Origin of the sequence: Pseudomonas sp. GV085, assembly GCF_003050925.1 — a bacterium.
Lineage (GTDB): Bacteria > Pseudomonadota > Gammaproteobacteria > Pseudomonadales > Pseudomonadaceae > Aquipseudomonas.
Genome location: NZ_QAOV01000020.1, coordinates 1 through 20,671 on the forward strand (window position 1 = coordinate 1; position 20,671 = coordinate 20,671).

A 20,671-nucleotide genomic window follows, 5' to 3' on the forward strand; every position below is an offset into this window, starting at 1 on the left:
ACGACGTTGATAGGTTGGGTGTGTAAGCGCTGTGAGGCGTTGAGCTAACCAATACTAATTGCCCGTGAGGCTTGACCATATAACACCCAAGCAATCTGCCTACTCGAAAGAGCATCAGATTGCGGTGTGTGAAGACGAAAGAACCGAAAGTTCGACTCTCGCAAAACACCGAAAGCTATCACATACCCAATTTGCTGAAGCGCGGCCAGCTGGCCACGACTCGGTACCCGAATTTCTTGACGACCATAGAGCATTGGAACCACCTGATCCCATCCCGAACTCAGCAGTGAAACGATGCATCGCCGATGGTAGTGTGGGGTTTCCCCATGTGAGAGTAGGTCATCGTCAAGATTAAATTCCAAAACCCCTATCTGCGCACGCAGGTAGGGGTTTTGTTTTTGGCCGCAGGAAAGCGAAACTACTGCCCCAACCGCTCCAGCGTGTGCGTCAATGGTTCCAGCGACACACAGATAAAACCATCAAGCGGCCGATTGAGTTCCTCCACCAGCAAGATTGTTGCCCCCGTCGACAGGGCGCACATCAACAACACGACGACAATGGTGCCATTGCATGGTGCAAACAGGCCGAACGAGCCGAAGATAATCGCCAGCCATGTCACCAGGATCACCAGCATCACCGGTGGAATCGATTGATTGGCCTGTAGCAGGGTCAGCCAGCGGGTGGCAAACACGGTGTCCATGTCCCGCAATGCCTTGGCTTTGAGCGAGCGCTGATCATCGTTGCCGGGCGTCAGTGACTCGACCTGGCGTTGCAGGCCTTCGGAGCGACGGATCATTTCGGGGCTATCGAGTTTTTCAATCTGCTGGTGATCGCGGGTCGCGAGCACTTGGGTGACTTCGGCGTAGTTGTGCTTGAGCTCGGTGCGGATACCCTGGGTGTCAGCGCCGTAACGGGCCAGCAAGCGGTCGAACTGAACCACTTTCGCCGCCGCGCCCTCCAGTTCGGCATTGGCCGTATCGAATGTGCCTTTGGCAGAGGAAACGAGCAGGCCGAGGACCAGCGCCGACATCGTTGCGATGAGGCCGGTGGCCAGCTTCACCACCGCCACGGAGTCATCGCTCAGATGATGGCTTGGTAATCGCTCCCTCACGTACGAGCCCAGCAGTGCGCTGGCGGACAGGCAGGCGAAGACGATGAGGGCGATCACCACGTCATTCAAATTCAACCTCCGTTGACGCTGTCTTCCATGGGGGAGATATCTACTGGTACTTGATCACGATGCCTTTGAGTTTGCGTCCCTCGATGGTCGTCACGTCGCGAGCCCACAGCGGTCCGCTGGCATAGGCACCCACTGCCTGAATGTGGTCATAGACGACCACCACGGCGTTGCCACCGAGTTTGGCGGATTCTATCCGCAGCTTCTGTTCGACTTCGGTAATCGGCGGGGCAGGGTCGATGCTGGCGTCGATCAGCACCTCACCCAGGCGCACATGCGGACGTGAGGGTTCGGAGCGCAGCACCACGACCTGGTCGGGCGATGTCGGTGCGGGGTGTTCTACGCCGACATAGGCGGTGGTCTGTGCATCGACAGTGGCGCAGCCATTGAGGGTCAGCAGACTCGTGATCAGTCCACCTGCCAGTAGCAAGTATTTGAAACGGGGGGACCAGGACAGGACGTGGGTCGGCATAGTGGGTTTGCTCCTTGGTTGCGCTGCTATCCCTGTGGCTAGTTGACGGTAGCAGACAGACCGGGAGTTGCCAGAACGCCCAACCTTTTCAGGTTGGGCTTTTATGCCTTGAAGATTGTCGATCGACAAAAGCCGTTCACTGATCCTTTTCGCAATTGACCATCCACGAAACACCAAAACGGTCGACCAGCATACCGAAGCGTGCCGCCCAGAACGTGGTCTCCAGTGGCATTTGCACAGTGCCACCGTCCGCCAGCGCGTTGAAGACCCGCTCGGCCTCGGCAATGCTGTCGACGTTAAGTGAAATCGAACAGCCACTCATTTTATCGATGGGGCGATCCGGTGTGGTGTCCGAGCCCATGATGGCCTGATCGCCCACGATCAGGCGGGTATGGATGATCAGGTTGTGCAGATCCTTGGGGAAATGCTCACCGGCCGGCGTTTCGCCGAAGGTCAACATGGCTTCGATCTGGCCCTGCAGGCACTGCGCGTAGAACGTGAAGGCCGCTTTGCAGTCGCCGTTGAAGATAAGGTAGGGATTGATTTTCATGGTCTGCTCCGGGTGCTCGAGTAAATACATCGGTTTGGACGCCGGTTTTTTCGGCGAATTCCGATTGTGTCGAGCCGACAAGCAAAGCGCTAAATCTTTGTCGAAGCTTGTGTTTCTTTAGATGTTTTTTCGATAGGACGCGCGAGGCTTATCGCCTCCGGCACACGCCGTGGCGCCAGCACACGTTCGATGGCGCCGCTGACCATGCTTTCCAGCAGTTCATCGCGTTCCTGCTCGTCCAGCACATGGGGCGTCAGCCAGCTGGGAGCGCTGTTGAGCAGGGCGCCAATGGCATGCCCGGCGGCGAGCAGGCCTTGCTCGCTGAAACGGGACTTCGCGCCCAGCATCTTCAGCAGCGTACGTTCGTATTGCTCGCGCAATTGCCTGACCCGAGCCTGTTGCTCTTCGTTCAGGCAACCGCTGTCGCGCTCCACCAGGCGGAAATGCCAGGGCATCTCCCGATGCAGACTCAGATGGGCGCGGATCAGGCTGTTGAGTTTGTCGCGCTTGCCCGGGGCCTTCTGCTGGATACGTGCCAGGGTGGCCAGCAGTTCCTCGTAGAACTCTTCGATCAGGTCGAGCAGAAGATGCTGTTTGCTCGGGTAATGGTGATACAGCGAGCCTGGAGAAAGCCCCAGGCACGTCGCGAGCTCACGCATGCCGACCTGGCCGAACCCCTTGCAGGCAAACAGCTCCAGGACCTTGTCCCGGTACTCGGCAAAGCGCGAGCAACGCTCAGGCATAGGCATGGAAGCCGCGCCCCGTTTTGCGTCCCAGGTAACCGGCAGCGACCATTTCCTTGAGCAGCGGCGCCGGGCGATATTTGCTGTCGTTGAAACCGTCATAGAAGGCTTCGAGGATCGACAACAGGGTGTCCAGGCCAATCAGGTCCGCCAGGGCCAACGGGCCGATAGGCTGATTGCAGCCCAGGCGCATGCCGGCGTCGATGTCTTCGGCGCTGGCCAGGCCCTCCTGGAACACCAGGATCGCTTCGTTGATCATCGGCACCAGGATCCGGTTGACCACGAAGCCCGGGCGGTTACCGGCGGTGATCGCCGTTTTGCCGAGGGTGGTCGCCATGTCCAGCGCCAGTTTGTGGCTCGCGTCACTGGTTTGCAGGCCGCGGATGACTTCGATCAGGCCCATCACCGGCACCGGGTTGAAGAAATGCAGGCCGATGAAGCGCTCAGGCTGGCTGACACTGGCGGCGAGTTGGGTGATCGACAGCGACGAGGTGTTGGAGGCAATGACGCATTCGCTGCTGACCTGCGCGGCGATCTGTTGCAGCACACGCAGTTTCAGGTCGAGATTTTCCGTCGCCGCTTCGATGACCAATTGCGCGTCACCCAGGACACTGTAATCGGTGCTGGTGCGGATTTTGTCGAGGGTGGCCTGTTTCTGCTCCGGCGTCAGGGTTTGCTTGGCGATCTGCCGGTCCAGGTTTTTACCAACGGTTGCGACAGCTTTTTGCAAAGCGCTTTCGGAAATGTCGAGCAAGGTCACGTTGAAACCGGCCATGGCACAGACTTGCGCGATGCCGTTGCCCATGGTGCCCGCACCGATCACGCCGATGTTTTGCAGATTCATCTTCCCATCCTTCGATCAAACCCTGCGATACCTTGGCCGCGACTGCAGCCGAAGGCGTACTATTGCCGCGAGTCTAGAGCCGGCAGGGCGGTTGTCCTATGCCAAAACTGTTCAACGGCACTGATGTTTTTTGCCATTCGGGTGATGAGAGAGAAACGAACCAATGCGGGAAAAGGACTCGGTTGCCGCCTATTTCGTGCAGGCAATGATCCATGGGCTGAGGGATGATCCGCAGCGCGTGACGGCCGTGCTCGAACAGGCGGGCATTGATCCGGCGGTCATGCACCAACCTACGGCGCGGGTGCCGGCCAATGCGTTTGCGGCGTTGTGGCTGATCCAGATCCGCGAACTCGACGACGAGTTTTTCGGGCTCGACTCCCATGGCATGCCGCCGGGCAGTTTCGCCCTGATTTGCCGTGCCCTGATTCAGGAGCCCGACCTGCACAAGGCCATGCGTCAATGCCTGGCCAACTTCGGCTTGTTCCTGCGCGACTTTCGCGGCTCGCTGGCCGTGCGTGGCAAGCGTGCGGTGATCAGCCTGGAAACCCGTTCGACGGACAACGATGCCAGCCGGTTCGGTGAAGAAACCTTCCTGGTGTTGATGATCAGCCTGCTGTGCTGGCTGGGCGGGCGGCGCATTCCCATTGACCGTGCGGACTTCCGCCATTCACGCCTGTCGCTGGGTGACGATCGCCTGCTTTGGGGCCCCAACCTGACCTTTGGTGCCGAGCGCACCGAAATCGAATTTGCCAGCCACTACTTGCGCCTGCCAGTGGTTCAGGACCTGGCGTCGTTGAAAGTGTTTCTGCGTACCGCGCCGCAATGGCTGGTGATCCGTTTCCGTAACCAGCATGGCCTGGCATCCCAGGTTCATCAGCGCTTGCGCGGCAGTCATTACAGCGAATGGCCGACGTTGCAGGCCTTTGCCCTGGAACAGCACCTGAGCCCCAGCACCTTCCGCCGCAAACTGGAACGTGAAGGCTGCTCCTACCAGGAAATCAAGGACGAAGTACGGCGTGGCGTGGCCTTTGAGCAGTTGCGTCAGAGCGACGCGAGCATCAGCGATATCGCCGAGCGACTGGGTTTCCAGGAACCCAGCGCCTTCCATCGGGCATTCAAGAAGTGGACCGGGGAAAGCCCTGGGCGCTATCGGGCCCGTTATCAGGGGGAGCAGGGTACAGGGGGCGCCGCCCTTCAGGAGTCCTGCGAGCCCTGAGCCATCAACTCTCCACCCGCAGGACAATCTTGCCGATGTGATCACCCGCTTCCATCCGGGCGTGGGCCTGTGCCGCTTCGGTGAGCGGGTAAACCCGGTCGATCATCGGCAGGCAGCGACCGGCACTCAGCACGGGCCATACGTGTTCGTGCAGTTGGCGGGCGATGGCGGCTTTCTCATCCTGAGTCCTCGAGCGCAACAGGGAGCCGGTGACAACGGCGCGTTTGGCCATGATCGCCAGTAAATCGACATCCCTGGCGTGAGCTCCACCGAGGAAACCGAGCATCACCAGGCGACCTTCCATGGCCAGGGCGGCCACATTGTTGTTGAGGTACGAGCCACCCATGATGTCGAGAATCACGTTGACGCCCTGGCCTGCGGTTTTTTCCGCGATGACCTGCATAAAGTCCTGGTCGCGATAGTTGATCGCCTCGGCGCCCAATTGGCGAATCGCGGCGCATTTTTCTTCGCTGCCGGCGGTGGCGAACGCTTCGATGCCGAGCTCGCGGCACAGCATCAACGCGGTAGTGCCGATGCCGCTGGTACCACCGTGGATCAAGGCGCGCTGACCCTGACGGGCATCGCCAAGGCCGAACAGATTGGCCCAAACCGTAAAGTAGGTTTCCGGGACGGCCGCCGCCTGCAGCCAGTCCATGCCTGCGGGGATCGGCAGCGCCTGACTGGCCGGGACCACGCAGTATTGTGCGTATCCGCCGCCATTGGTCAGGGCACAGACCTTGTCGCCCAGGGCAAATTCGCTGACGCCCGCGCCAATCGCCATCACTTCGCCGGCTACTTCCAGCCCTGGGTTCGGGTTCATGCCGGGTTTCATCGGGTACTTGCCGGCCCGTTGCAGCGCGTCCGGGCGATTGACCCCGGCGGCGTGCACGCGGATCAGTATTTCACCGGCCCCTGCAACGGGCACAGGCACCTGGCGCGGTTGCAGGACTTCAGGGCCACCGGGTTCGGTGATTTCGATCAGGGTCATGGTCTGGGGCAGTGTCATTTCAAATACCTGTATCGAGTGTCAATGATTCGCTCGAACGACTGAGCAATCGGCTGCCGAGTTCCAGCAATAGCGCTACCACAATGGCCCCGGCGGCAATCACGAACATCAAGGCATGATGGCCACCACTGGCGTTGAACAGCGCCGAATAAGCAAACCCCGAGAGGGCCTGGAACGTCGCGAACGACACGGTGGCGCGGCTCCAGGCAATCTGCTGTTGGTGATGGTTGGGGATCAATTCATGCACCCGGGCCAACGCCAGCGGCACGATGCCGGGCGGGAAGGAGCCGAGGATCACCGCCAGTACAGCCAGTGCCGCGAACGAACTGCTGATCGATAAAAGGCCAACCGCCAACGCCTGTATGACCAGCACGATGCGGATCCCTGTTTTCGCGCCCAGTTGGTCGGCCAGAAAACCGTAGCTCACTGGCCCGACAATCGCGCCAAGGCCATACATCACCCAGATCAGCGCGCCGACATGCGCCCCGGCATTGAGCCCGCGGGCGACGTAATCCACCAGGAACACCATGGCCGGCACCAGTCCGGCGGCCATGAACGCGTATTGGGCGAACAGCAGGTAAACGCTCGGGTCGGCGGGGGCAGACGACGAGGTATCCGACGGCGCAGGGGCGACCAGGTGCGCAGCGGTTGGCCAGCCAAACCAACTGGCGGCGGTGAGGACCAGGGCCAACACGCCAAGGCCGAACCAGGTTTGCTGCAAGCCGAGGCTCAGCAGCGGCGGCACGAGCGTCCCCGAGCCGGCGATGCCCAAGCCGATGCCAAGGAATATCGCACCGCTGGCCAGGCCCCTGCGGGTCGCCGGTACGTGAGGCAATACGGTTCCCGCCACCAACACCATGATCGCGCCACCGGCGATCCCCGACAGCAGGCGCCAGCCGAAGAACCAGCTCATCGACAACGGAAAACCACAGGCGAAAAACGCCAGCGTCACTGCCAGCATCATCAGGCGCAGGGCGGTTTTGTTCGAGGTCCGGCGTGCCAGTGGATGACCAATCAGTGCGCCGATCAGGTAACCCACCAGATTGGCGGCGCCGAGGTACACCACGTCGCTGGCGGAAAACCAGTGGGCCTGGATCAGTGAGGGAATCAACGGCGTGTAGGCGAAACGCGCCAGGCCGATGCTGACCAGGCTGGCGCAGAGGCCGGCGAAGATCGGCAGCCAGATCGCACTGGGTGCAGGAGTAAGGGGAGCAGATGAGCGGTGCATGTGCATTGTCCTGTGGGGAACTCAGGCCTTCAGCATAGCGAGCTTCTTTGAAGCATTAATGAAGCGATTACGCGCTATGCTGATGCACAAATGCATCATCAGGAGAGCGCTGTGAATTGGGATGACGCCCGGGTATTTCTCGCGGTTTGCCGTGAATCGACGTTGCGTGGTGCGGCGCGGGTGTTGGGGGTCGACCAGGCGACGGTCGGCCGGCGCATCACGGCGCTGGAAAAGTCATTGAGTGCGACCTTGTTCCTGCGTACCTCCGAAGGTTACGCGCTGACGGCTGTCGGCGAAGCGGCGCTCAAGGCGGTGGAGAAAATGGAACATTCGGCGTTAGAGCTGGAACGCCAGATCCAGGGCCTGGACGATCGCCTGACCGGCACGGTTCGGGTCAGCACCACCGATTCCCTGGCGATCGATTTCCTGATTCCGGCGATTGCCCGCCTGCATCGACAACACCCGGATGTACGGGTGCAACTGGACGCCACCACGCAGATTCTCAGCCTCGCAAAACGCGAGGCGGACATCGCCGTACGCAACACCCGACCGGACAACCCGGACCTTATCGCCCGGCGCATCGCCCGCTGGCCGGTGGGTCTGTTTGCCTCGCAAGCCTATGTCGATGCCCACGGCGTGCCGGAGCCCGGGTCGGCGTTCGCCGGGCACGACCTGGTGGTGTATCAACCGTACTTGCAGGGCAACAAGGACCTGACGCTGGTCTCGGAACCGGTGGCGCGCGGGCGGATTGTCGCCAGCCTCAGTTCCAGCCTGCTGGTGCGCCGTTCGATTGCTGCGGGGATAGGGGTTGGGGAAATTCCGGTGTACATCGGGGAGAAGGAGGGGCTGGTCAGGTTGTGGCCGGAGCGCTCGCGGCCGTTGCCCTATGACATCTGGCTGGTGACCCACGCGGACCTGCGGCATACGGCGAGGGTGCGGGCGGTCATTGATGAGATTGTCGCGGGGTTTGCCGGGACCGGCGAGTAACCTGTAGGAGCGAGCTTGCTCGCGATGGAGTGTCATTCACATTGGTGTCGACTGACGCACCATCGCGAGCAAGCTCGCTCCTACAGGGATCCGTCATGGCATTTGCGGCAGTTCCTGTGGGCGCAGGTCAAACACCAGCACTTCGGCATCCACGCCGTTGCTCAAGGTCAGCGCCTGTTCGTCACGAACCCGCACACCGTCGCCTTCCTGCAACAACACACCGTTGAGTTCGACGCTGCCCCGGGCCACGTGCACATAGGCGTAGCGGTTGGCGGCGAGTTCCAGGGTGGCGCTTTCCTTGCCGTCGATCAGGCCGGCATACACCCGTGCATCCTGACGCACCTTCAACGAACCCTTGGCGCCGTCCGGCGAGATGATCAGTTGCAGGCGCCCACGTTTTTTCTGGGTGCTGAAGTGCTCTTGCTGATAACGCGGTTTGGCGCCACTGACGTCGGGCACGATCCAGATCTGCAGAAAGTGCACCGGCCGGGTGTTGGAGTGGTTGAACTCACTGTGGGCCACGCCGCTGCCTGCGCTCATCAGTTGCACGTCGCCGGGGCGGATCACCGAACCTGTGCCCAGGGTGTCCTTGTGTTCCAGGGCACCTTCAAGCACGTAGGAGAAAATCTCCATGTCGCGGTGCGGGTGTTGGCCGAAGCCTTTACCGGCGGCGACGCGGTCGTCGTTGATCACCAACAGGTCAGAAAAACCCTGCTCTTTCGGGTTGCGATAGCTGGCGAAGGAAAAGGTATGGAATGACTTCAACCAGCCGTGATTGGCCAGGCCACGATCCGAGGCTTTGCGAAGAGTCAGCATGATCAAATCTCCTTTCAGGACGTGAATTCGTCCGAGTGAGGAGAAGGTTAATGTTTATCGTTAGATGCAATAAGTAGATGGAAATTGAAATACTGTCTCTATGTGGTTGACAGTTATGTGGGCTGTGTCACGCATTCTTTTTTCGATGCAAGCGCCACATTTAGCCATAATGCACACCACCCCTGATGCCGGGCGCAGACTTTGTAGGAGCGAGCCTGCTCGCGATGGTCGTTAACGGTGACGCGTTCTGGCTGGATGAAAGCGGCGCTGTTGAGTCCATCGCGAGCAAGCTCGCTCCTACAGGGGGGCCGTGTTCGGCGGACCGACCTAATTTGATCCCAGTGAATTCCAATCCATGAAAACCGTGGCAATGGTGCTGTTTCCCGACTTTCTCCTGCTCGATATGGCCGGGCCCATGGAAGTGTTTTCCATCGCCAATCGTTATCTGAAACCCGACGATCACTATGTGCTGTCGACCATCGGCACTGAGCACGGCGCACTGCGGGCGTCCAACGGGGTGAGCGTGCATGCCGACCGGCACATCGACCAGGCCTGCGAGGGTTTTGATTTGCTGCTGGTGCCCGGTGGTCCCGGTGCCTACAACGAAAGGCATCCGCCGTTGCTCGACTGGCTCAGGCACAACGTCAACCGGTCCGCTGGTTATGGTTCCATCTGCACCGGGGCGTTCGTGCTGGGGCATGCGGGTTTGCTCGATGGCTATCGCGTCACCACCCACTGGCACTACACCGAGCGGCTGATCAAGGGCTTTCCGAAGGCGACCGTCGAGACCGATCAGATCTTCGTCCAGGACCGCAACCTGATCACCTCCGGTGGCGTCACCGCCGGGATCGACCTGGCCTTGTCGGTGGTGGCCCGGGACCATGGCAAAAAAGTCGCCCAGGACGTGGCCAAGGTGTTGCTGGTGGTCATGAAACGCCAGGGCGGGCAGGCGCAGTTCAGCCCGTTGATGGCGGCGGTCGCCCCCCACGAAACGGCGATTACCCGGGTGCAGAACCATGTGCTTGAACATCTCGATGAAACCTATGGCATCGAGCGCATGGCGGGTCTGGCCAACATGAGCCCGCGTCACTTCGCCAGGGTGTTCGCCCGGGAAGTGAACATGACGCCGATGGAGTTTCTGCAAAGCGCGCGCATCGATTGCGCCAGGAACCTGCTGGAAACCACCGAGTTGCCGCTCAAGACCGTGGCGTTCAAAAGTGGCTTCGGCAGTGTGCGGCACATGCGTTTTCTGTTCAGTGAAAGGCTTGGCCTGACCCCGACCCAATACCGCGAGCAGTTCAGCTAGCGCGTATGTCCGTCATGCGCACCGCAATGGCCGTGACGCTCCCCCCGTGGCAGTTGTACCGTCACCGTGGCCTGCCAAGATACCGCTGAACTCATTGCAAGGACGGTGCGGAGCCTGGGCTGGAAGCCAGGTTTCCAGCGAGTGACAGCCCATGAACAGCCTCAGAGATATAAACAGCGAAGCGGTGCTGCAATTCGGGCCCTACGCTTTCCACCTCAGTCAGCGACTGGTGCTGGAGGGCGATCGACCGCTGCGCCTGGGCGGCCGCGCTCTTGACGTGTTGCAGGTGCTGGTCGAGCACGCAGGTTCAGTGGTCAGCAAGGAAGAGTTGATTGCGCAGGTCTGGCCGCGCTCCGTGGTCGAAGAGATCAACCTGCGGGTGCACATTGCCGCCCTGCGTCGTGCCCTGGGCGATGGGCAGAACGGCCAGTGCTACATCGTCAACATTCCCCAGCGCGGCTACAGTTTTGTCGCCCCGGTGCAGCTTTCGCCAGAGCCTGTAGCGTTCCCGAGCGGGACCGTACAAAAGCTGCTGCACAACCTGCCGGCGCGGCTCACGCCGATTACCGGGCGCGATGCGGTTGTCGGCAGCCTGGTGCGGCAGATGCCGGTGCGCCGATTCATGACCCTGGTCGGGCCTTGCGGGATCGGCAAGACCACCGTGGCGCTGCGCGTGGCCGAACTGTTGCTGCAGCACTATCGGCATGGCGTGTGGCTGGTGGACCTGGCGGCGATCGATGACCCGGCGCAAGTGACTGATTACCTCACTCGAACCCTTGAACTGAAGGTCGGCACCACGCTGGAGACGCTGGCGCAGCGGCATGCCTTGTTGGTGCTCGACAATTGCGAACACCTGCTCGAACGCTGCCAGACGTTGATCGAGACACTGCTGCATTCGATGCCCCGACTGTCGATCCTCGCCACCAGCCGCGAGCCACTCAAGGCGTCTGGCGAAACCGTATTGCGTCTGCCACCGCTGGCGGTGCCGCCGGCGTCAGGGCTGCGCAGCGTCGCCGAGGTCATGGGCTATTCGGCGGTGCAGTTGTTCGTCAGCCGTGCCCGGGCTCGATTGCACGGGTTCACCCTGCGCGAACAAGACCTCAGGACCGTACGGGATATCTGCCGACGCCTCGATGGCCTGCCGCTGGCGATTGAACTGGCCGCGGCGCAAATCGATGCGTTGGCGCTGGTGGGGTTGCAAGCGCAACTCGACAACTGTTTTCAGCTGCTGACTCAGGGCCGCCGCACAGCCGTTCCCCGACATCAGACCCTCAAAGCCGCTCTGGACTGGAGCTACGAACGGTTGACTGCCGTGGAGCAAACCGTGTTGCAGCGTCTGGCGGTGTTCAAAATGGCGTTTACCCAGGACGCAGCGATTGGCGTGATCAGTTGCGACGGGCTGCCCGCCGCCGAGCTGATCAAGGTGATGGAGAGCCTCGCTCTCAAGTCACTGCTGTCCCAGGAGCAGGGCGGCGGTGTTACCCGTTACCGCTTTCTCAACACCACCCGCACCTACGCACTGGAAAAACTCGAACTCAGTGGTCAATTGCGAACCCTTGAAATGCGTTATGCGGCATACATCAGTAAAACGTGCTGGTCTTCAGGCCGACAGGTGGCATTGCAACTCGTCGAGTAGCCGGCGAACCGTCATCAGGTCAGGCGTGGCAAAACCTTCGGTGAAGCGCTCGTAGATCGGTGCCAGCAGGTCATACGCCCTTTGGCGGTGGCCTTGACGCTGCCACAGTTGCGCCAGCGAGGTGGCGCTGCGCAGCTCCCAGGCCAGTGCACCCTGAGTTCTGGCCACGTTGAGTGCCTTGAGCAGCACGGTTTCGGCCGTCGCGGCGTTGACCGGGCAATCCGTTGCCAGCAACGTCTTGGCCCTGGCCCGCAGAATCTCTGCGGTGCTCCAGCCCGACACACCGTTTTTTGCGCGTTCGAGCAAACCATCGTCGACGTATGTCGAATCCAGCGTGACCATGATGTCTTTGATCAAACCGACGCTTTGGCGGCCGGTTGGCCGAACATTGGTGCCACCGATCACCTGCGCGTAGTGTTGCGCCCAGTTGTAGAACAGTAGAATCGAGTGTTTCTGCGCCTGTTCCAGCAGCAGGCGCAGGAGTTCGCGGGCGCTGCGGGTGTCGCCGTTGTAGTAAGCGATCAGGCAGCCGGAGAGCGCCAGGGTGTAGCAGATCGACGTGCCGTGGTTGATCTGCAAGGCGATGTCCAGTGCCTGCCGGGCCGCGCGCCAGGCCTGCTCCGGTTGGCCTTGCAGCCAGAGGATGCGCGCGTGGATGGTCAGCGCCGCAACGCTCTGGTCGTATTGCACGCCGAAAGCATGGGTGAAACGGTTGAGATGACCGCTGTGGGCCATGCGTTGCAGCACCTGTTCGGCATGCTCCCGAGCCTGATGCTGGTCGCCGCAGAAGTGCAGGGCCAGTACCCGCAATCGATGCATGCTCAGGGACATCAGGGCGTCGTCCTGCAGCCCCAGTTGATCGAATTGCCGGCTCTGCTCCTGGGCCATCCGGTAATGACCGCAACAGAGATTGACCGCCAGGTGACCGGAAATCGCCAGTAACTGGCCAGCCACATCGTTGCACTGTCGGGCCAGGTTGTGGGCGCTGACGAAAGCGCCGACGGTTTCGTCGGTCCCCCCCTGCGTGTGATAACAGGCGCTGCCCAGGGCCAGCATGAGGGCCATCTTCAAGCGCGGGCAAGGCTCGGGTGACTGCTCGAGCAAGGCCAGGGCCTTGCGCACATAACCGCCGTGTTCCTTGAGCAGTGACAACTCCTGCCACAGGGGAGTGGACTTCGCGGCCAGGCGAATCGCCAGTGCCTGCGGCCCTTGAGCGTGCAAACCCCAATCGAGGGTTGCACGGATGTCCTCCAGAGCCCGGCCATAGCGCTCGATCCACAGGTCGGTCGACGTTTTCTCCCAGTCGTCCTGGGCCTGTTGCATCAGCACCAGGCAGCGCTCGGCATGGCGTTCCCGCGTGCCGGGCAGGTCGGCGGTTTGCGCAAGTTTTTCCAGGGCGTAGCCGCGGGTGGTGTCGAGCAGACGGTAGTACACGTCTTCGTCGCCCACTTCCACGTTCAGTAACGACTTGGCGACCAGTTGCGTGATTGAACCGAACACCTCGCGCGGTTCCATGTGTTCGCCGACGATCACTGCCGCTGCCGACTCCAGGGTGAAGCCTGCGCAAAACACACTCAGTCGGCGCAGGCAGGTCTTTTCGCAGGCAGTGAGCAGTTCGAAGCTCCAGTCCAATGTTGCACGCAGGGTCTGATGGCGTGCCAGGGGTGTCTGGCAGGACTGGTTCAGCAACCGGAAGCTGCTTTGCAACTGCGCCAGCAAGCCGTGCAATCCGAAGTTGCCCACTTGCGCCGCTGCCAGTTCGATGGCCAGCGGTATGCCGTCCAGTCGATGGCAAATGTCTATCAGCAGCGGCAGTTCATCATCGGCCAGTTCAAAGCTGTCATGACTGGCCATGGCCCGCTCGACAAACAGTTGCAGGGCGGAAAAGGTCATGGCCTGGGCGCGGTCGAGGACGGCGATGGGCGGCGGGCAGTCGAGTGACTCCAGGCGCTGGACGAATTCCCCTTCGGCCCGCAGGCTCTCGCGGCTGGTGGCGAGGATGTGCACGTGCGGCGCACTGCGCAGAATGTCTTCGCTGAGCTGGGCAATGGCGTCGATCAAGTGCTCGCAGTTGTCGATGATCAGCAGCATGTGGCGATCGCGCAGAGAGTCTGCAAGTCCGCTCAGGGGGGCGTCGTCGTGCAGGGCCAGTTCGAGTAGCGTCGCCAGATGACCGTTAATCATCAGCGGGCAGTTGATCGGGGCCAGGTCCAGCAGGTGTATGCCGTCCCGGTAGCGACCGATCATTTGTTCGGCGACCTGCAGGGCTACGGTGGTCTTGCCGATGCCGCCGGGGCCGAGGAGGGTGATGAAGCGCTGGCGGGGCAGTTGCTCCATCAGGTTGTCGACCAGGGTCTGCCGGCCGATCATGCGCGTGCGGCGCACCGGCAGGTTATGCCGGCTCGACGCGGAACGTGCGGGTCCCGGCGCTTGCTCGGCCTGTACCAGTGAATGCGGTGCGACGAAACTGTACCCGCGCTGGGCCACGGTGACGATGTAGCGCTGGCCGGCCTGACCGTCGCCGAGCGCCTTGCGCAAGGCGGCCATGTGCACCCGCAGGTTGATGTCTTCGACCACGCTGTTGGGCCAGACCCGGGCGATCAATTGTTGCTTGCTGACCACGTTGCCAGCGTGTTCCAGCAGGATCAACAGAATGTCCATGGCGCGCCGTCCCAGGCGCAAGGGCTGGTCGGCCTCCATCACCAGGCGTTGTCCGGGGTAGACCCGGTAGGGGCCGAAATGCACAGCCTGTTCGGGGGAAAGGGTCAACGAGTCGCTCCTGTTGCATCCGTCTGGTTCGCGGTTTTGGAGCATATTCCTCAGGTTTTTTACCTAGCGCAATGCGCCGCCCGGGTGACTGATGAGGGCAGGCATTGACTCTAACGTATCGGCCAATGGCTGTCGGTCCCGCGATCATTGGGCGCGACAGACGGACAGCAGTTGCCGAGGCTTTTTGCGCGCCATGGAAATTTAACAACGTTTAACTCGTCGCGCGTCCGGTTTGCGTCCAAAACTCTCCCTCTTCAACTTCCACTGAAGGCAGGGATGAAATGTCAGTCAGCCGCGAGCAGCTCAATGTGGGAGCGAGCCTGCTCGCGAAGGCGGTGTCACATTCAGCATATGCGATGACTGACACAATGCTTTCGCGAGTAGGCTCGCTCCCACAAAGGACAGAGCAATGAGCAACGTGGTGGTGGTCTATCACAGTGGCTACGGGCACACCCGGGTCATGGCCGAAGCCGTGGCCGGGGGCGTGGAACGGCACCTGGGCAGCACCTGCCAGTTGATTCCGGTCGAGGACGTGGACGAGCACTGGGAGCGGCTGCACAACGCCGACGCCATCATCTTTGGTGCGCCGACCTACATGGGCAGCGCCTCGGCGGCCTTCAAGGGCTTCATGGAGGCCACGGCGGCGTTCTACCTGGCCCAGCCCTGGCGCGACAAACTGGCAGCCGGTTTCACCAATTCCGGCTGCCTGTGCGGCGACAAACTCAGCACCTTGTTGCAGATGGCCGTGTTCGCCGCCCAGCACTCGATGATCTGGGTCGGCCTCGACCTGCTGCCGGCGCGCTCCAGCACCGGCGCGTTCAACGGCCAACTCAATCGCCTGGGCAGCTCACTGGGCGCCATGGCCCAGTCGAATGTCGAACAATCCCCCGACGATGCCCCTCCGCCCGAGGATCGCTGCACCGCCGCGCACCTGGGCGAGCGTGTGGCGCGCCTGGCGGATCGCATGAACCCGCTACCGGTTTGTTTCACCCCCCAACCCTCGTTAAGGAAGCATCACCCATGAGCACCTTTACTACCCGCGACGGCGTCGAGATTTACTACAAGGACTGGGGCACCGGTCAGCCGATTGTCTTCAGCCACGGCTGGCCGCTGAACGCCGACAGCTGGGAGTCGCAGATGATCTTCCTGGCCTCCAAGGGCTACAGGGTCATCGCCCACGACCGTCGCGGTCATGGGCGTTCCAGCCAGCCGTGGTCGGGCAATGACATGGACCATTACGCCGACGATCTGGCGCAGTTGATCGAGCTGCTGGATCTGCAAGACGCTGTGCTGTTCGGCTTCTCCACCGGCGGTGGCGAGGTGGCGCGTTACATCGGTCGCCACGGCACCGGCCGCGTGGCCAAGGCCGGGCTGATATCCGCCGTGCCACCACAGATGCTCAAGACCGAAGCCAACCCCGGCGGCCTGCCGCTGGAAGTATTCGACGGCATCCGCCAGGCCTCGCTGGCCGACCGTTCGCAGCTGTACATCGACCTCGCCAGCGGCCCGTTCTTCGGCTTCAACAAACCCGGCGCGAAACCGTCCCAGGGCATGATCGACTGGTTCTGGATGCAGGGCATGATGGCCGGCCACAAGAACGCCTATGACTGCATCAAGGCGTTCTCGGAAACCGACTTCACCGAAGATTTGAAGAAGTTCGACGTGCCGACCCTGGTGGTGCATGGCGATGCGGATCAGGTCGTGCCCTACGAAGCGGCGGGCGTCTCCTCTGCCAGGCTGGTGAAGGGCTCGACCCTGAAGATTTACCCGGGCGCCCCTCACGGTTTGACGGACACCCATAAGGACCAGCTCAACGCGGATCTGTTGGCGTTCTTGAAAGGTTAAAAAGCCGGATCAAAAGATCGCAGGCTTCGCCAGCTCCTACAGGGTCGCGTGCATACCCGTAGGAGCTGGCGAAGGCTGTGATCTTTTGCCGTTGAGGGCGGTGCCGCGGACAAACTGACAGCGCCACGCAAACGGATTGATGCCTTCGCTGCGGGTGAAGATGTGGCTGAAGTGCGCCTGATCGCAGAAGCCGCATTCAAGGCTGATCTGCGTAAGGCTCATGTCGGTGTACCGGATCAATTGCTTGGCCAGGGCAATGCGCTGCTGGCGGATCCAGTCCTGGGGCGAGAGACCGGTGCTGCACTTGAACGCGCGGGAGAAGTGACTGCGCGATAGGGCGCAGGCCTGTGCCAGCTCGCTGACTTCCAGGCTGTCGCCCAGGCGTTCGAGGATCAATTGTTTAACCAGCTTTTCGCGTTGCGGGCTGAGGCCGCCGGTGTGGGTCTTGCGTGGTTCGCTGGCAGGTGCGCGGGCGGTGGTGTGCTGTGGGTAAGCCATGGCCATTGTCCGGTCGGGGAGGAAAAGCGCTGGCGCCCGGTTTGAGCGATCAGCACCGTTACTCTGGAAAAACAGTTCTGCGCTGAGGGCTTCATTGTTGGCGGCGCCCGCTGTGGCTGACGAGTTAAACGTTGTTAATTCCATGCCCGAGGCTGTGAACACAGCACATCGTTGCAAGTGCGGGCGACGTCGATGGGCACAAGATGCGCAATCTGGAGCGGGCCACAACGGACCGTCGGTTGATTTGAAAAGGTGAACAGATGAAACGGACATGGCAGGGAACGCTGGGCGCCATCGGCCTGGTTCTGATATCCGCCAACGCGCTGGCCCAGGCGCCGGCGCAGGTGGGCACGCAAGTACCCGGTTACTTCCGGCTGGCGCTGGGGGATTACGAGGTGACGGCGCTGTTCGACGGTTACAACGACCTGTCGCCAAAGCTGTTGCAAGGCATGAGCCAGAGCCAGATCCGCGCGCTGTTGGCCCGTCGTTCGATTGAAACCCCGGGTGTGCAGACCGCCTTCAACGCCTTTCTGGTCAACACCGGTAAACAGCTTGTCCTGATTGATACCGGGGCAGGGCAATGCATCGGTCCTACCGCCGGCCAGCTCCCGGCCAACCTGCAAGCGGCCGGCTACAAACCGGAGCAGGTGGACGCCATCCTGATCACTCACCTGCACCTGGATCACGTCTGCGGTCTGGTGGACGGCCAGCAGCAACCGCTGTTCGCCAACGCCACGGTGTACGCGGCCAAGGCCGAAGCCGACTACTGGCTCGACCCGCAGGCGTTGGCCAAGGCGCCGGAAGCGGCCAAGGGCTACTTCAAGATCGCCCAGGATTCCACCGCACCTTACGTGGCCGCCGGCCGATTCAAGACCTTCACCCCCGGCCAGTCACCGCTGCCGGGCGTGGTCGAGGCGCAACTGGAAGAAGGGCACACGCCGGGCAGCACCACGTACCGTTTCACCTCGCAAGGGCAAAGCATCCTGTTCATGGGCGACCTGGTGCACAACCTGGCCGTGCAATTCCTGCACCCTGAGGTATCGATCAGTTTCGACGTCGACAGCCAGCGTGCGATCAAAAGCCGCAACCAGGTGTTCAGTGCCGCTGCCGCCAGCAAGACCTGGGTGACGGCGGCGCACCTGCCATTCCCCGGCATCGGCCACATCACCGCCGAAGGCAAGCATTTCCAGTGGGTGCCGGTGGAATACGGACCGTATAAACGAGCGGCGAACGTGCCGTTGATCGAGTAAAGTCGGCAGTTCTCGCGCCTGGCCGACCACACAAGGAACCCGAGCCTATGAACCGTAACGATCTGCGTCGCGTCGACATGAACCTGCTGGTGATTTTCGAAGCCCTGATGTTCGAAAAGAACCTGACCCGCGTCGCCGAAAAACTGTTCATGGGTCAGCCGGCGGTGAGCGCCGCGTTGGGGCGTTTGCGCGATCTGTTCGACGACCCGTTGCTGTTGCGCAACGGTCGCGGCATGGAACCGACGGCGCGTGCGCTGGCGATTCTCAAGGAGTTGCAGCCGGCGATGGACACCATTTCCGGCGCGGTCAGCCGGGCCAGGGAGTTCGATCCGGCGACCAGTTGCGATGTGTTCCGCATCGGTCTGTCGGACGATGCCGAGTTCGGTTTGTTTCCACCGTTGCTGCGTCAGTTGCAAGAGGAGGCACCGGGCATCGTCGTGGTCGTGCGGCGGGCCAATTACCTGTTGATGCCGGCGCTGCTGGCGTCGGGGGAAATCTCGGTGGGCGTGAGTTACACCACGGATCTGCCGGCCAATGCCAAGCGCAAGAAGCTGCGCGATATCCCCTGCAAAGTGCTGCGCGGCGACACCCGGCCGGGGACGCTGACCCTGGACGAGTACTGCGAGCGGCCCCATGCGATGGTGTCGTTCTCGGGGGACTTGAGCGGCAATATCGATCTGGATCTGGCGAAGGTCGGGCGCAGTCGTCGAGTGGTGCTGGGGGTGCCGCAGTTCAGTGGGTTGCGGGCGTTGCTCGCCGGGACCGAGATGATTGCCACCGTGCCGGATTATGCGGCGTGCGCGTTGGTCGAGGGCTGTGGGTTGCGCGCTGAGGATCCGCCGTTCGAGATTGAGGCGGCGCAGTTGTCGATGGCCTGGAGTGGGGTGCATGACAATGATCCGGCGGAGCGGTGGTTGCGGTCGCGGATCGGCGAGTTCATGTCTTTGGCTTTGGATGTTTCTTAGGTTTTCTTTGACCTTGGCGGCCTCTGGGCCGACCAGGTTCTTGGGTGATTGAGTACATATCCATTCCTGCGGTAACGGCGGCTTATGGTTCCGCTCTTACAGCGTGTCACTTTTGGCAAACGCCCCAAAAGTAACCAAAAGGTCTCGCCCCTTACGTACGGCCCCTCGCTGAGGCTCGGGGTTCCTTCGCTCCGGTATTCATCCGGGGGCATTGCCCTCCGGTCGGCTTCGCTTCGACCTACATGCAATGAGTTCGACTGCGTCGAACGGCGCTGCGCGCCCATCCCCGGATGAACACCTCCACTCAGCCTGCCGAGGGGGCGGGTGGATCAAGATCAAGATCAAGAGCTGCAGGCGAGCTAACGCTCGGCCTGTTGAGTGGTGAGAGGCGTGGGTGTACGCCGATCAACTGTAGGAGCGGGCTTGCCAGCGAAGGCGGCCTGGCAGCCGACCAATCTCTCACAGACATACGCTGATCCACTGTAGGAGCGAGCCTGCTCGCGATAGCGGTGGATCAGTCAACACCAATGCCGGATGTAATGCCGCCATCGCGAGCAAGCTCGCACACAGGGAATGTGCCGCGTTCTGACAGCCCTGTTCAAAAGCCGTCAGCCTCTATTCCTGAAAGCCACACCGCCTTGCGTCGTTGCCTACAACTACGCCAGAATCCGCCGGCTTGTGAGTCTTGGCCCTGATCTCTAACGTTCTCCCCGTCGCTGCCCATTCAGCGATCGGGTTTAGCAGCTCGGTAAATTTCAAGGCTCGCCAGTGTCACCTTCAGATCAGTCCGATCTGCAATTTGGTGGCTGTGCGTGGGGCACTTCGGTGCGCCGGGTTCCTTGATCCCTGGTCTGCTAACCCGCGTACAGCCGCCACCCAATTCGTTTAGCAGCGACCTGTGGCGGCTCCATTGATCAAGGAGATTGACCATGTTCAAACCAACCCCGAATCCCCCGCAATCCGACGACGTTTCCCCCTACGATTCCCCAGACTCCAGAAAGCTCCACGAAGCCGCCGACCGCGCACTGGATCACTACCTCAATCCCCCGAAAGACCCGGCGCCATCGCACAAGCCCAGCACGATGTTTGTCATCGCCCCCGACATCAACACCGAAACCCTGTTGGCTCACGCCTGCGAATCCCTGGCTTCGGCCAGCATCATGGCCAGTGACCTTGCGGGGTTTCTGCAAAGCCCTCATCGCAACGCGCTGCTGGGGATTGCGCAGATCATCATGTTGGGCGAGCTGGCGGTGAACCGGGCGCTGGATAATCTTGACCCGCAAGGCTAGCCGAGTAGCAACAAGCAACGAGTAACCTTGTGGGAGCGAGCTTGCTCGCGATAGCGGTGTATCAGTCAACACCA

Annotated in this window: 19 protein-coding genes and 2 rRNA genes; 11 read left to right on the forward strand and 10 right to left on the reverse strand. The window is 61.4% G+C overall.

Translation table 11 applies throughout. From position 1 onward, the window contains the following. Positions 1-79 (forward strand): 23S ribosomal RNA (locus C8K63_RS28050); the annotation flags it as partial. Positions 80-235: 156 nt separating this feature from the next. Next, a 5S ribosomal RNA gene (gene rrf / locus C8K63_RS28055) occupies positions 236-351 on the forward strand. A 67-nt stretch (positions 352-418) separates the two neighbouring features. Here the strand turns inward: rrf and C8K63_RS28060 are convergent. From C8K63_RS28060 to C8K63_RS28080, 5 genes are all read right to left on the reverse strand, one after another. Further along, positions 419-1,171 carry a hypothetical protein gene (locus C8K63_RS28060; RefSeq protein ID WP_223531144.1) on the reverse strand — a complete coding sequence of 251 codons (753 nt, stop codon included), beginning with the start codon at positions 1,169-1,171 and terminating at the stop codon, positions 419-421. Between the two features lie 49 nt (positions 1,172-1,220). Continuing rightward, a complete protein-coding gene (locus C8K63_RS28065) occupies positions 1,221-1,649 on the reverse strand; it encodes a hypothetical protein (protein WP_108219656.1) in 429 nt (142 codons plus the stop codon). Positions 1,650-1,785: 136 nt separating this feature from the next. Continuing rightward, on the reverse strand, positions 1,786-2,199 hold the full coding sequence (locus C8K63_RS28070; RefSeq protein ID WP_108219657.1) for a VOC family protein: 414 nt from the start codon (positions 2,197-2,199) through the stop codon (positions 1,786-1,788). 89 nt (positions 2,200-2,288) lie between these two features. Next, the gene (locus tag C8K63_RS28075; protein ID WP_108219658.1) at positions 2,289-2,948 is read right to left on the reverse strand and encodes a TetR/AcrR family transcriptional regulator; all 660 of its coding nucleotides are present in this window, start codon (positions 2,946-2,948) and stop codon (positions 2,289-2,291) included. Beyond that, positions 2,935-3,786, reverse strand: a complete 852-nt coding sequence (locus C8K63_RS28080) for a 3-hydroxybutyryl-CoA dehydrogenase (protein WP_108219659.1) — start codon at positions 3,784-3,786, stop codon at positions 2,935-2,937. The genes C8K63_RS28075 and C8K63_RS28080 overlap by 14 nt, the downstream gene beginning before the upstream one ends. Before the next feature lie 163 nt (positions 3,787-3,949). Here C8K63_RS28080 and C8K63_RS28085 point away from each other — a divergent pair, with 163 nt between their 5' ends. Further along, positions 3,950-5,002, forward strand: coding sequence for an AraC family transcriptional regulator (locus C8K63_RS28085; protein WP_108219660.1), 1,053 nt, complete (start codon positions 3,950-3,952; stop codon positions 5,000-5,002). Positions 5,003-5,006: 4 nt separating this feature from the next. Here C8K63_RS28085 and C8K63_RS28090 read toward each other — a convergent pair whose 3' ends face one another. Together C8K63_RS28090 and C8K63_RS28095 are read right to left on the reverse strand one after the other, a co-directional pair. Continuing rightward, positions 5,007-6,008, reverse strand: a complete 1,002-nt coding sequence (locus C8K63_RS28090; RefSeq protein ID WP_108219661.1) for an NAD(P)H-quinone oxidoreductase — start codon at positions 6,006-6,008, stop codon at positions 5,007-5,009. A 1-nt stretch (position 6,009) separates the two neighbouring features. Next, the gene (locus C8K63_RS28095) at positions 6,010-7,236 is read right to left on the reverse strand and encodes a YbfB/YjiJ family MFS transporter (RefSeq protein ID WP_108219662.1); all 1,227 of its coding nucleotides are present in this window, start codon (positions 7,234-7,236) and stop codon (positions 6,010-6,012) included. 111 nt (positions 7,237-7,347) lie between these two features. Here C8K63_RS28095 and C8K63_RS28100 point away from each other — a divergent pair, with 111 nt between their 5' ends. After that, positions 7,348-8,223 carry a LysR family transcriptional regulator gene (locus C8K63_RS28100; RefSeq protein WP_108219663.1) on the forward strand — a complete coding sequence of 292 codons (876 nt, stop codon included), beginning with the start codon at positions 7,348-7,350 and terminating at the stop codon, positions 8,221-8,223. A gap of 93 nt (positions 8,224-8,316) precedes the next feature. Here C8K63_RS28100 and C8K63_RS28105 read toward each other — a convergent pair whose 3' ends face one another. After that, on the reverse strand, positions 8,317-9,039 hold the full coding sequence (locus tag C8K63_RS28105) for a pirin family protein (RefSeq protein WP_108219664.1): 723 nt from the start codon (positions 9,037-9,039) through the stop codon (positions 8,317-8,319). A gap of 355 nt (positions 9,040-9,394) precedes the next feature. Between C8K63_RS28105 and C8K63_RS28110 the strand changes: the two genes are divergently transcribed. Together C8K63_RS28110 and C8K63_RS28115 are read left to right on the forward strand one after the other, a co-directional pair. Further along, entirely contained in the window at positions 9,395-10,345 is a 951-nt protein-coding gene (locus C8K63_RS28110) for a GlxA family transcriptional regulator (RefSeq protein ID WP_108219665.1), read from the forward strand. Between the two features lie 151 nt (positions 10,346-10,496). Further along, complete coding sequence (locus C8K63_RS28115) at positions 10,497-11,981, forward strand: winged helix-turn-helix domain-containing protein (RefSeq protein WP_108219666.1); 1,485 nt, start codon at positions 10,497-10,499, stop codon at positions 11,979-11,981. Here the strand turns inward: C8K63_RS28115 and C8K63_RS28120 are convergent. Next, positions 11,946-14,750 carry a winged helix-turn-helix domain-containing protein gene (locus C8K63_RS28120; protein ID WP_108219667.1) on the reverse strand — a complete coding sequence of 935 codons (2,805 nt, stop codon included), beginning with the start codon at positions 14,748-14,750 and terminating at the stop codon, positions 11,946-11,948. The genes C8K63_RS28115 and C8K63_RS28120 overlap by 36 nt on opposite strands. Positions 14,751-15,159: 409 nt before the next feature. On the opposite strand from C8K63_RS28120, the gene C8K63_RS28125 reads away from it, so the two are divergent. Further along, positions 15,160-15,774, forward strand: coding sequence for a flavodoxin family protein (locus C8K63_RS28125; RefSeq protein WP_108219668.1), 615 nt, complete (start codon positions 15,160-15,162; stop codon positions 15,772-15,774). Then, positions 15,771-16,595 (forward strand): alpha/beta fold hydrolase, encoded by an 825-nt coding sequence (locus C8K63_RS28130; RefSeq protein WP_108219669.1) that lies wholly within the window; start codon positions 15,771-15,773, stop codon positions 16,593-16,595. The genes C8K63_RS28125 and C8K63_RS28130 overlap by 4 nt, the downstream gene beginning before the upstream one ends. Positions 16,596-16,631: 36 nt before the next feature. Here C8K63_RS28130 and C8K63_RS28135 read toward each other — a convergent pair whose 3' ends face one another. After that, positions 16,632-17,093, reverse strand: coding sequence for a helix-turn-helix domain-containing protein (locus C8K63_RS28135; RefSeq protein ID WP_108219670.1), 462 nt, complete (start codon positions 17,091-17,093; stop codon positions 16,632-16,634). Positions 17,094-17,353: 260 nt separating this feature from the next. Between C8K63_RS28135 and C8K63_RS28140 the strand changes: the two genes are divergently transcribed. From C8K63_RS28140 to C8K63_RS28160, 3 genes are all read left to right on the forward strand, one after another. Next, complete coding sequence (locus C8K63_RS28140) at positions 17,354-18,343, forward strand: MBL fold metallo-hydrolase (protein ID WP_108219671.1); 990 nt, start codon at positions 17,354-17,356, stop codon at positions 18,341-18,343. A gap of 47 nt (positions 18,344-18,390) precedes the next feature. Further along, a complete protein-coding gene (locus C8K63_RS28145; protein ID WP_108219672.1) occupies positions 18,391-19,308 on the forward strand; it encodes a LysR family transcriptional regulator in 918 nt (305 codons plus the stop codon). A gap of 929 nt (positions 19,309-20,237) precedes the next feature. After that, entirely contained in the window at positions 20,238-20,597 is a 360-nt protein-coding gene (locus C8K63_RS28160) for a DUF6124 family protein (RefSeq protein ID WP_108219674.1), read from the forward strand. Positions 20,598-20,671: the final 74 nt, after the last annotated feature.

What these genes read in the sequence shown, in the direction of transcription:
- C8K63_RS28065 (WP_108219656.1), bottom strand. Translation starts at nt 1,649, where the DNA reads ATGCCGACCCACGTCCTGTCCTGGTCCCCCCGTTTCAAATACTTGCTA.
- C8K63_RS28070 (WP_108219657.1), bottom strand. Translation starts at nt 2,199, where the DNA reads ATGAAAATCAATCCCTACCTTATCTTCAACGGCGACTGCAAAGCGGCC.
- C8K63_RS28075 (WP_108219658.1), bottom strand. Translation starts at nt 2,948, where the DNA reads ATGCCTATGCCTGAGCGTTGCTCGCGCTTTGCCGAGTACCGGGACAAG.
- C8K63_RS28080 (WP_108219659.1), bottom strand. Translation starts at nt 3,786, where the DNA reads ATGAATCTGCAAAACATCGGCGTGATCGGTGCGGGCACCATGGGCAAC.
- C8K63_RS28085 (WP_108219660.1), top strand. Translation starts at nt 3,950, where the DNA reads ATGCGGGAAAAGGACTCGGTTGCCGCCTATTTCGTGCAGGCAATGATC.
- C8K63_RS28090 (WP_108219661.1), bottom strand. Translation starts at nt 6,008, where the DNA reads ATGACACTGCCCCAGACCATGACCCTGATCGAAATCACCGAACCCGGT.
- C8K63_RS28095 (WP_108219662.1), bottom strand. Translation starts at nt 7,236, where the DNA reads ATGCACCGCTCATCTGCTCCCCTTACTCCTGCACCCAGTGCGATCTGG.
- C8K63_RS28105 (WP_108219664.1), bottom strand. Translation starts at nt 9,039, where the DNA reads ATGCTGACTCTTCGCAAAGCCTCGGATCGTGGCCTGGCCAATCACGGC.
- C8K63_RS28110 (WP_108219665.1), top strand. Translation starts at nt 9,395, where the DNA reads ATGAAAACCGTGGCAATGGTGCTGTTTCCCGACTTTCTCCTGCTCGAT.
- C8K63_RS28115 (WP_108219666.1), top strand. Translation starts at nt 10,497, where the DNA reads ATGAACAGCCTCAGAGATATAAACAGCGAAGCGGTGCTGCAATTCGGG.
- C8K63_RS28125 (WP_108219668.1), top strand. Translation starts at nt 15,160, where the DNA reads ATGAGCAACGTGGTGGTGGTCTATCACAGTGGCTACGGGCACACCCGG.
- C8K63_RS28130 (WP_108219669.1), top strand. Translation starts at nt 15,771, where the DNA reads ATGAGCACCTTTACTACCCGCGACGGCGTCGAGATTTACTACAAGGAC.
- C8K63_RS28135 (WP_108219670.1), bottom strand. Translation starts at nt 17,093, where the DNA reads ATGGCTTACCCACAGCACACCACCGCCCGCGCACCTGCCAGCGAACCA.
- C8K63_RS28140 (WP_108219671.1), top strand. Translation starts at nt 17,354, where the DNA reads ATGAAACGGACATGGCAGGGAACGCTGGGCGCCATCGGCCTGGTTCTG.
- C8K63_RS28145 (WP_108219672.1), top strand. Translation starts at nt 18,391, where the DNA reads ATGAACCGTAACGATCTGCGTCGCGTCGACATGAACCTGCTGGTGATT.
- C8K63_RS28160 (WP_108219674.1), top strand. Translation starts at nt 20,238, where the DNA reads ATGTTCAAACCAACCCCGAATCCCCCGCAATCCGACGACGTTTCCCCC.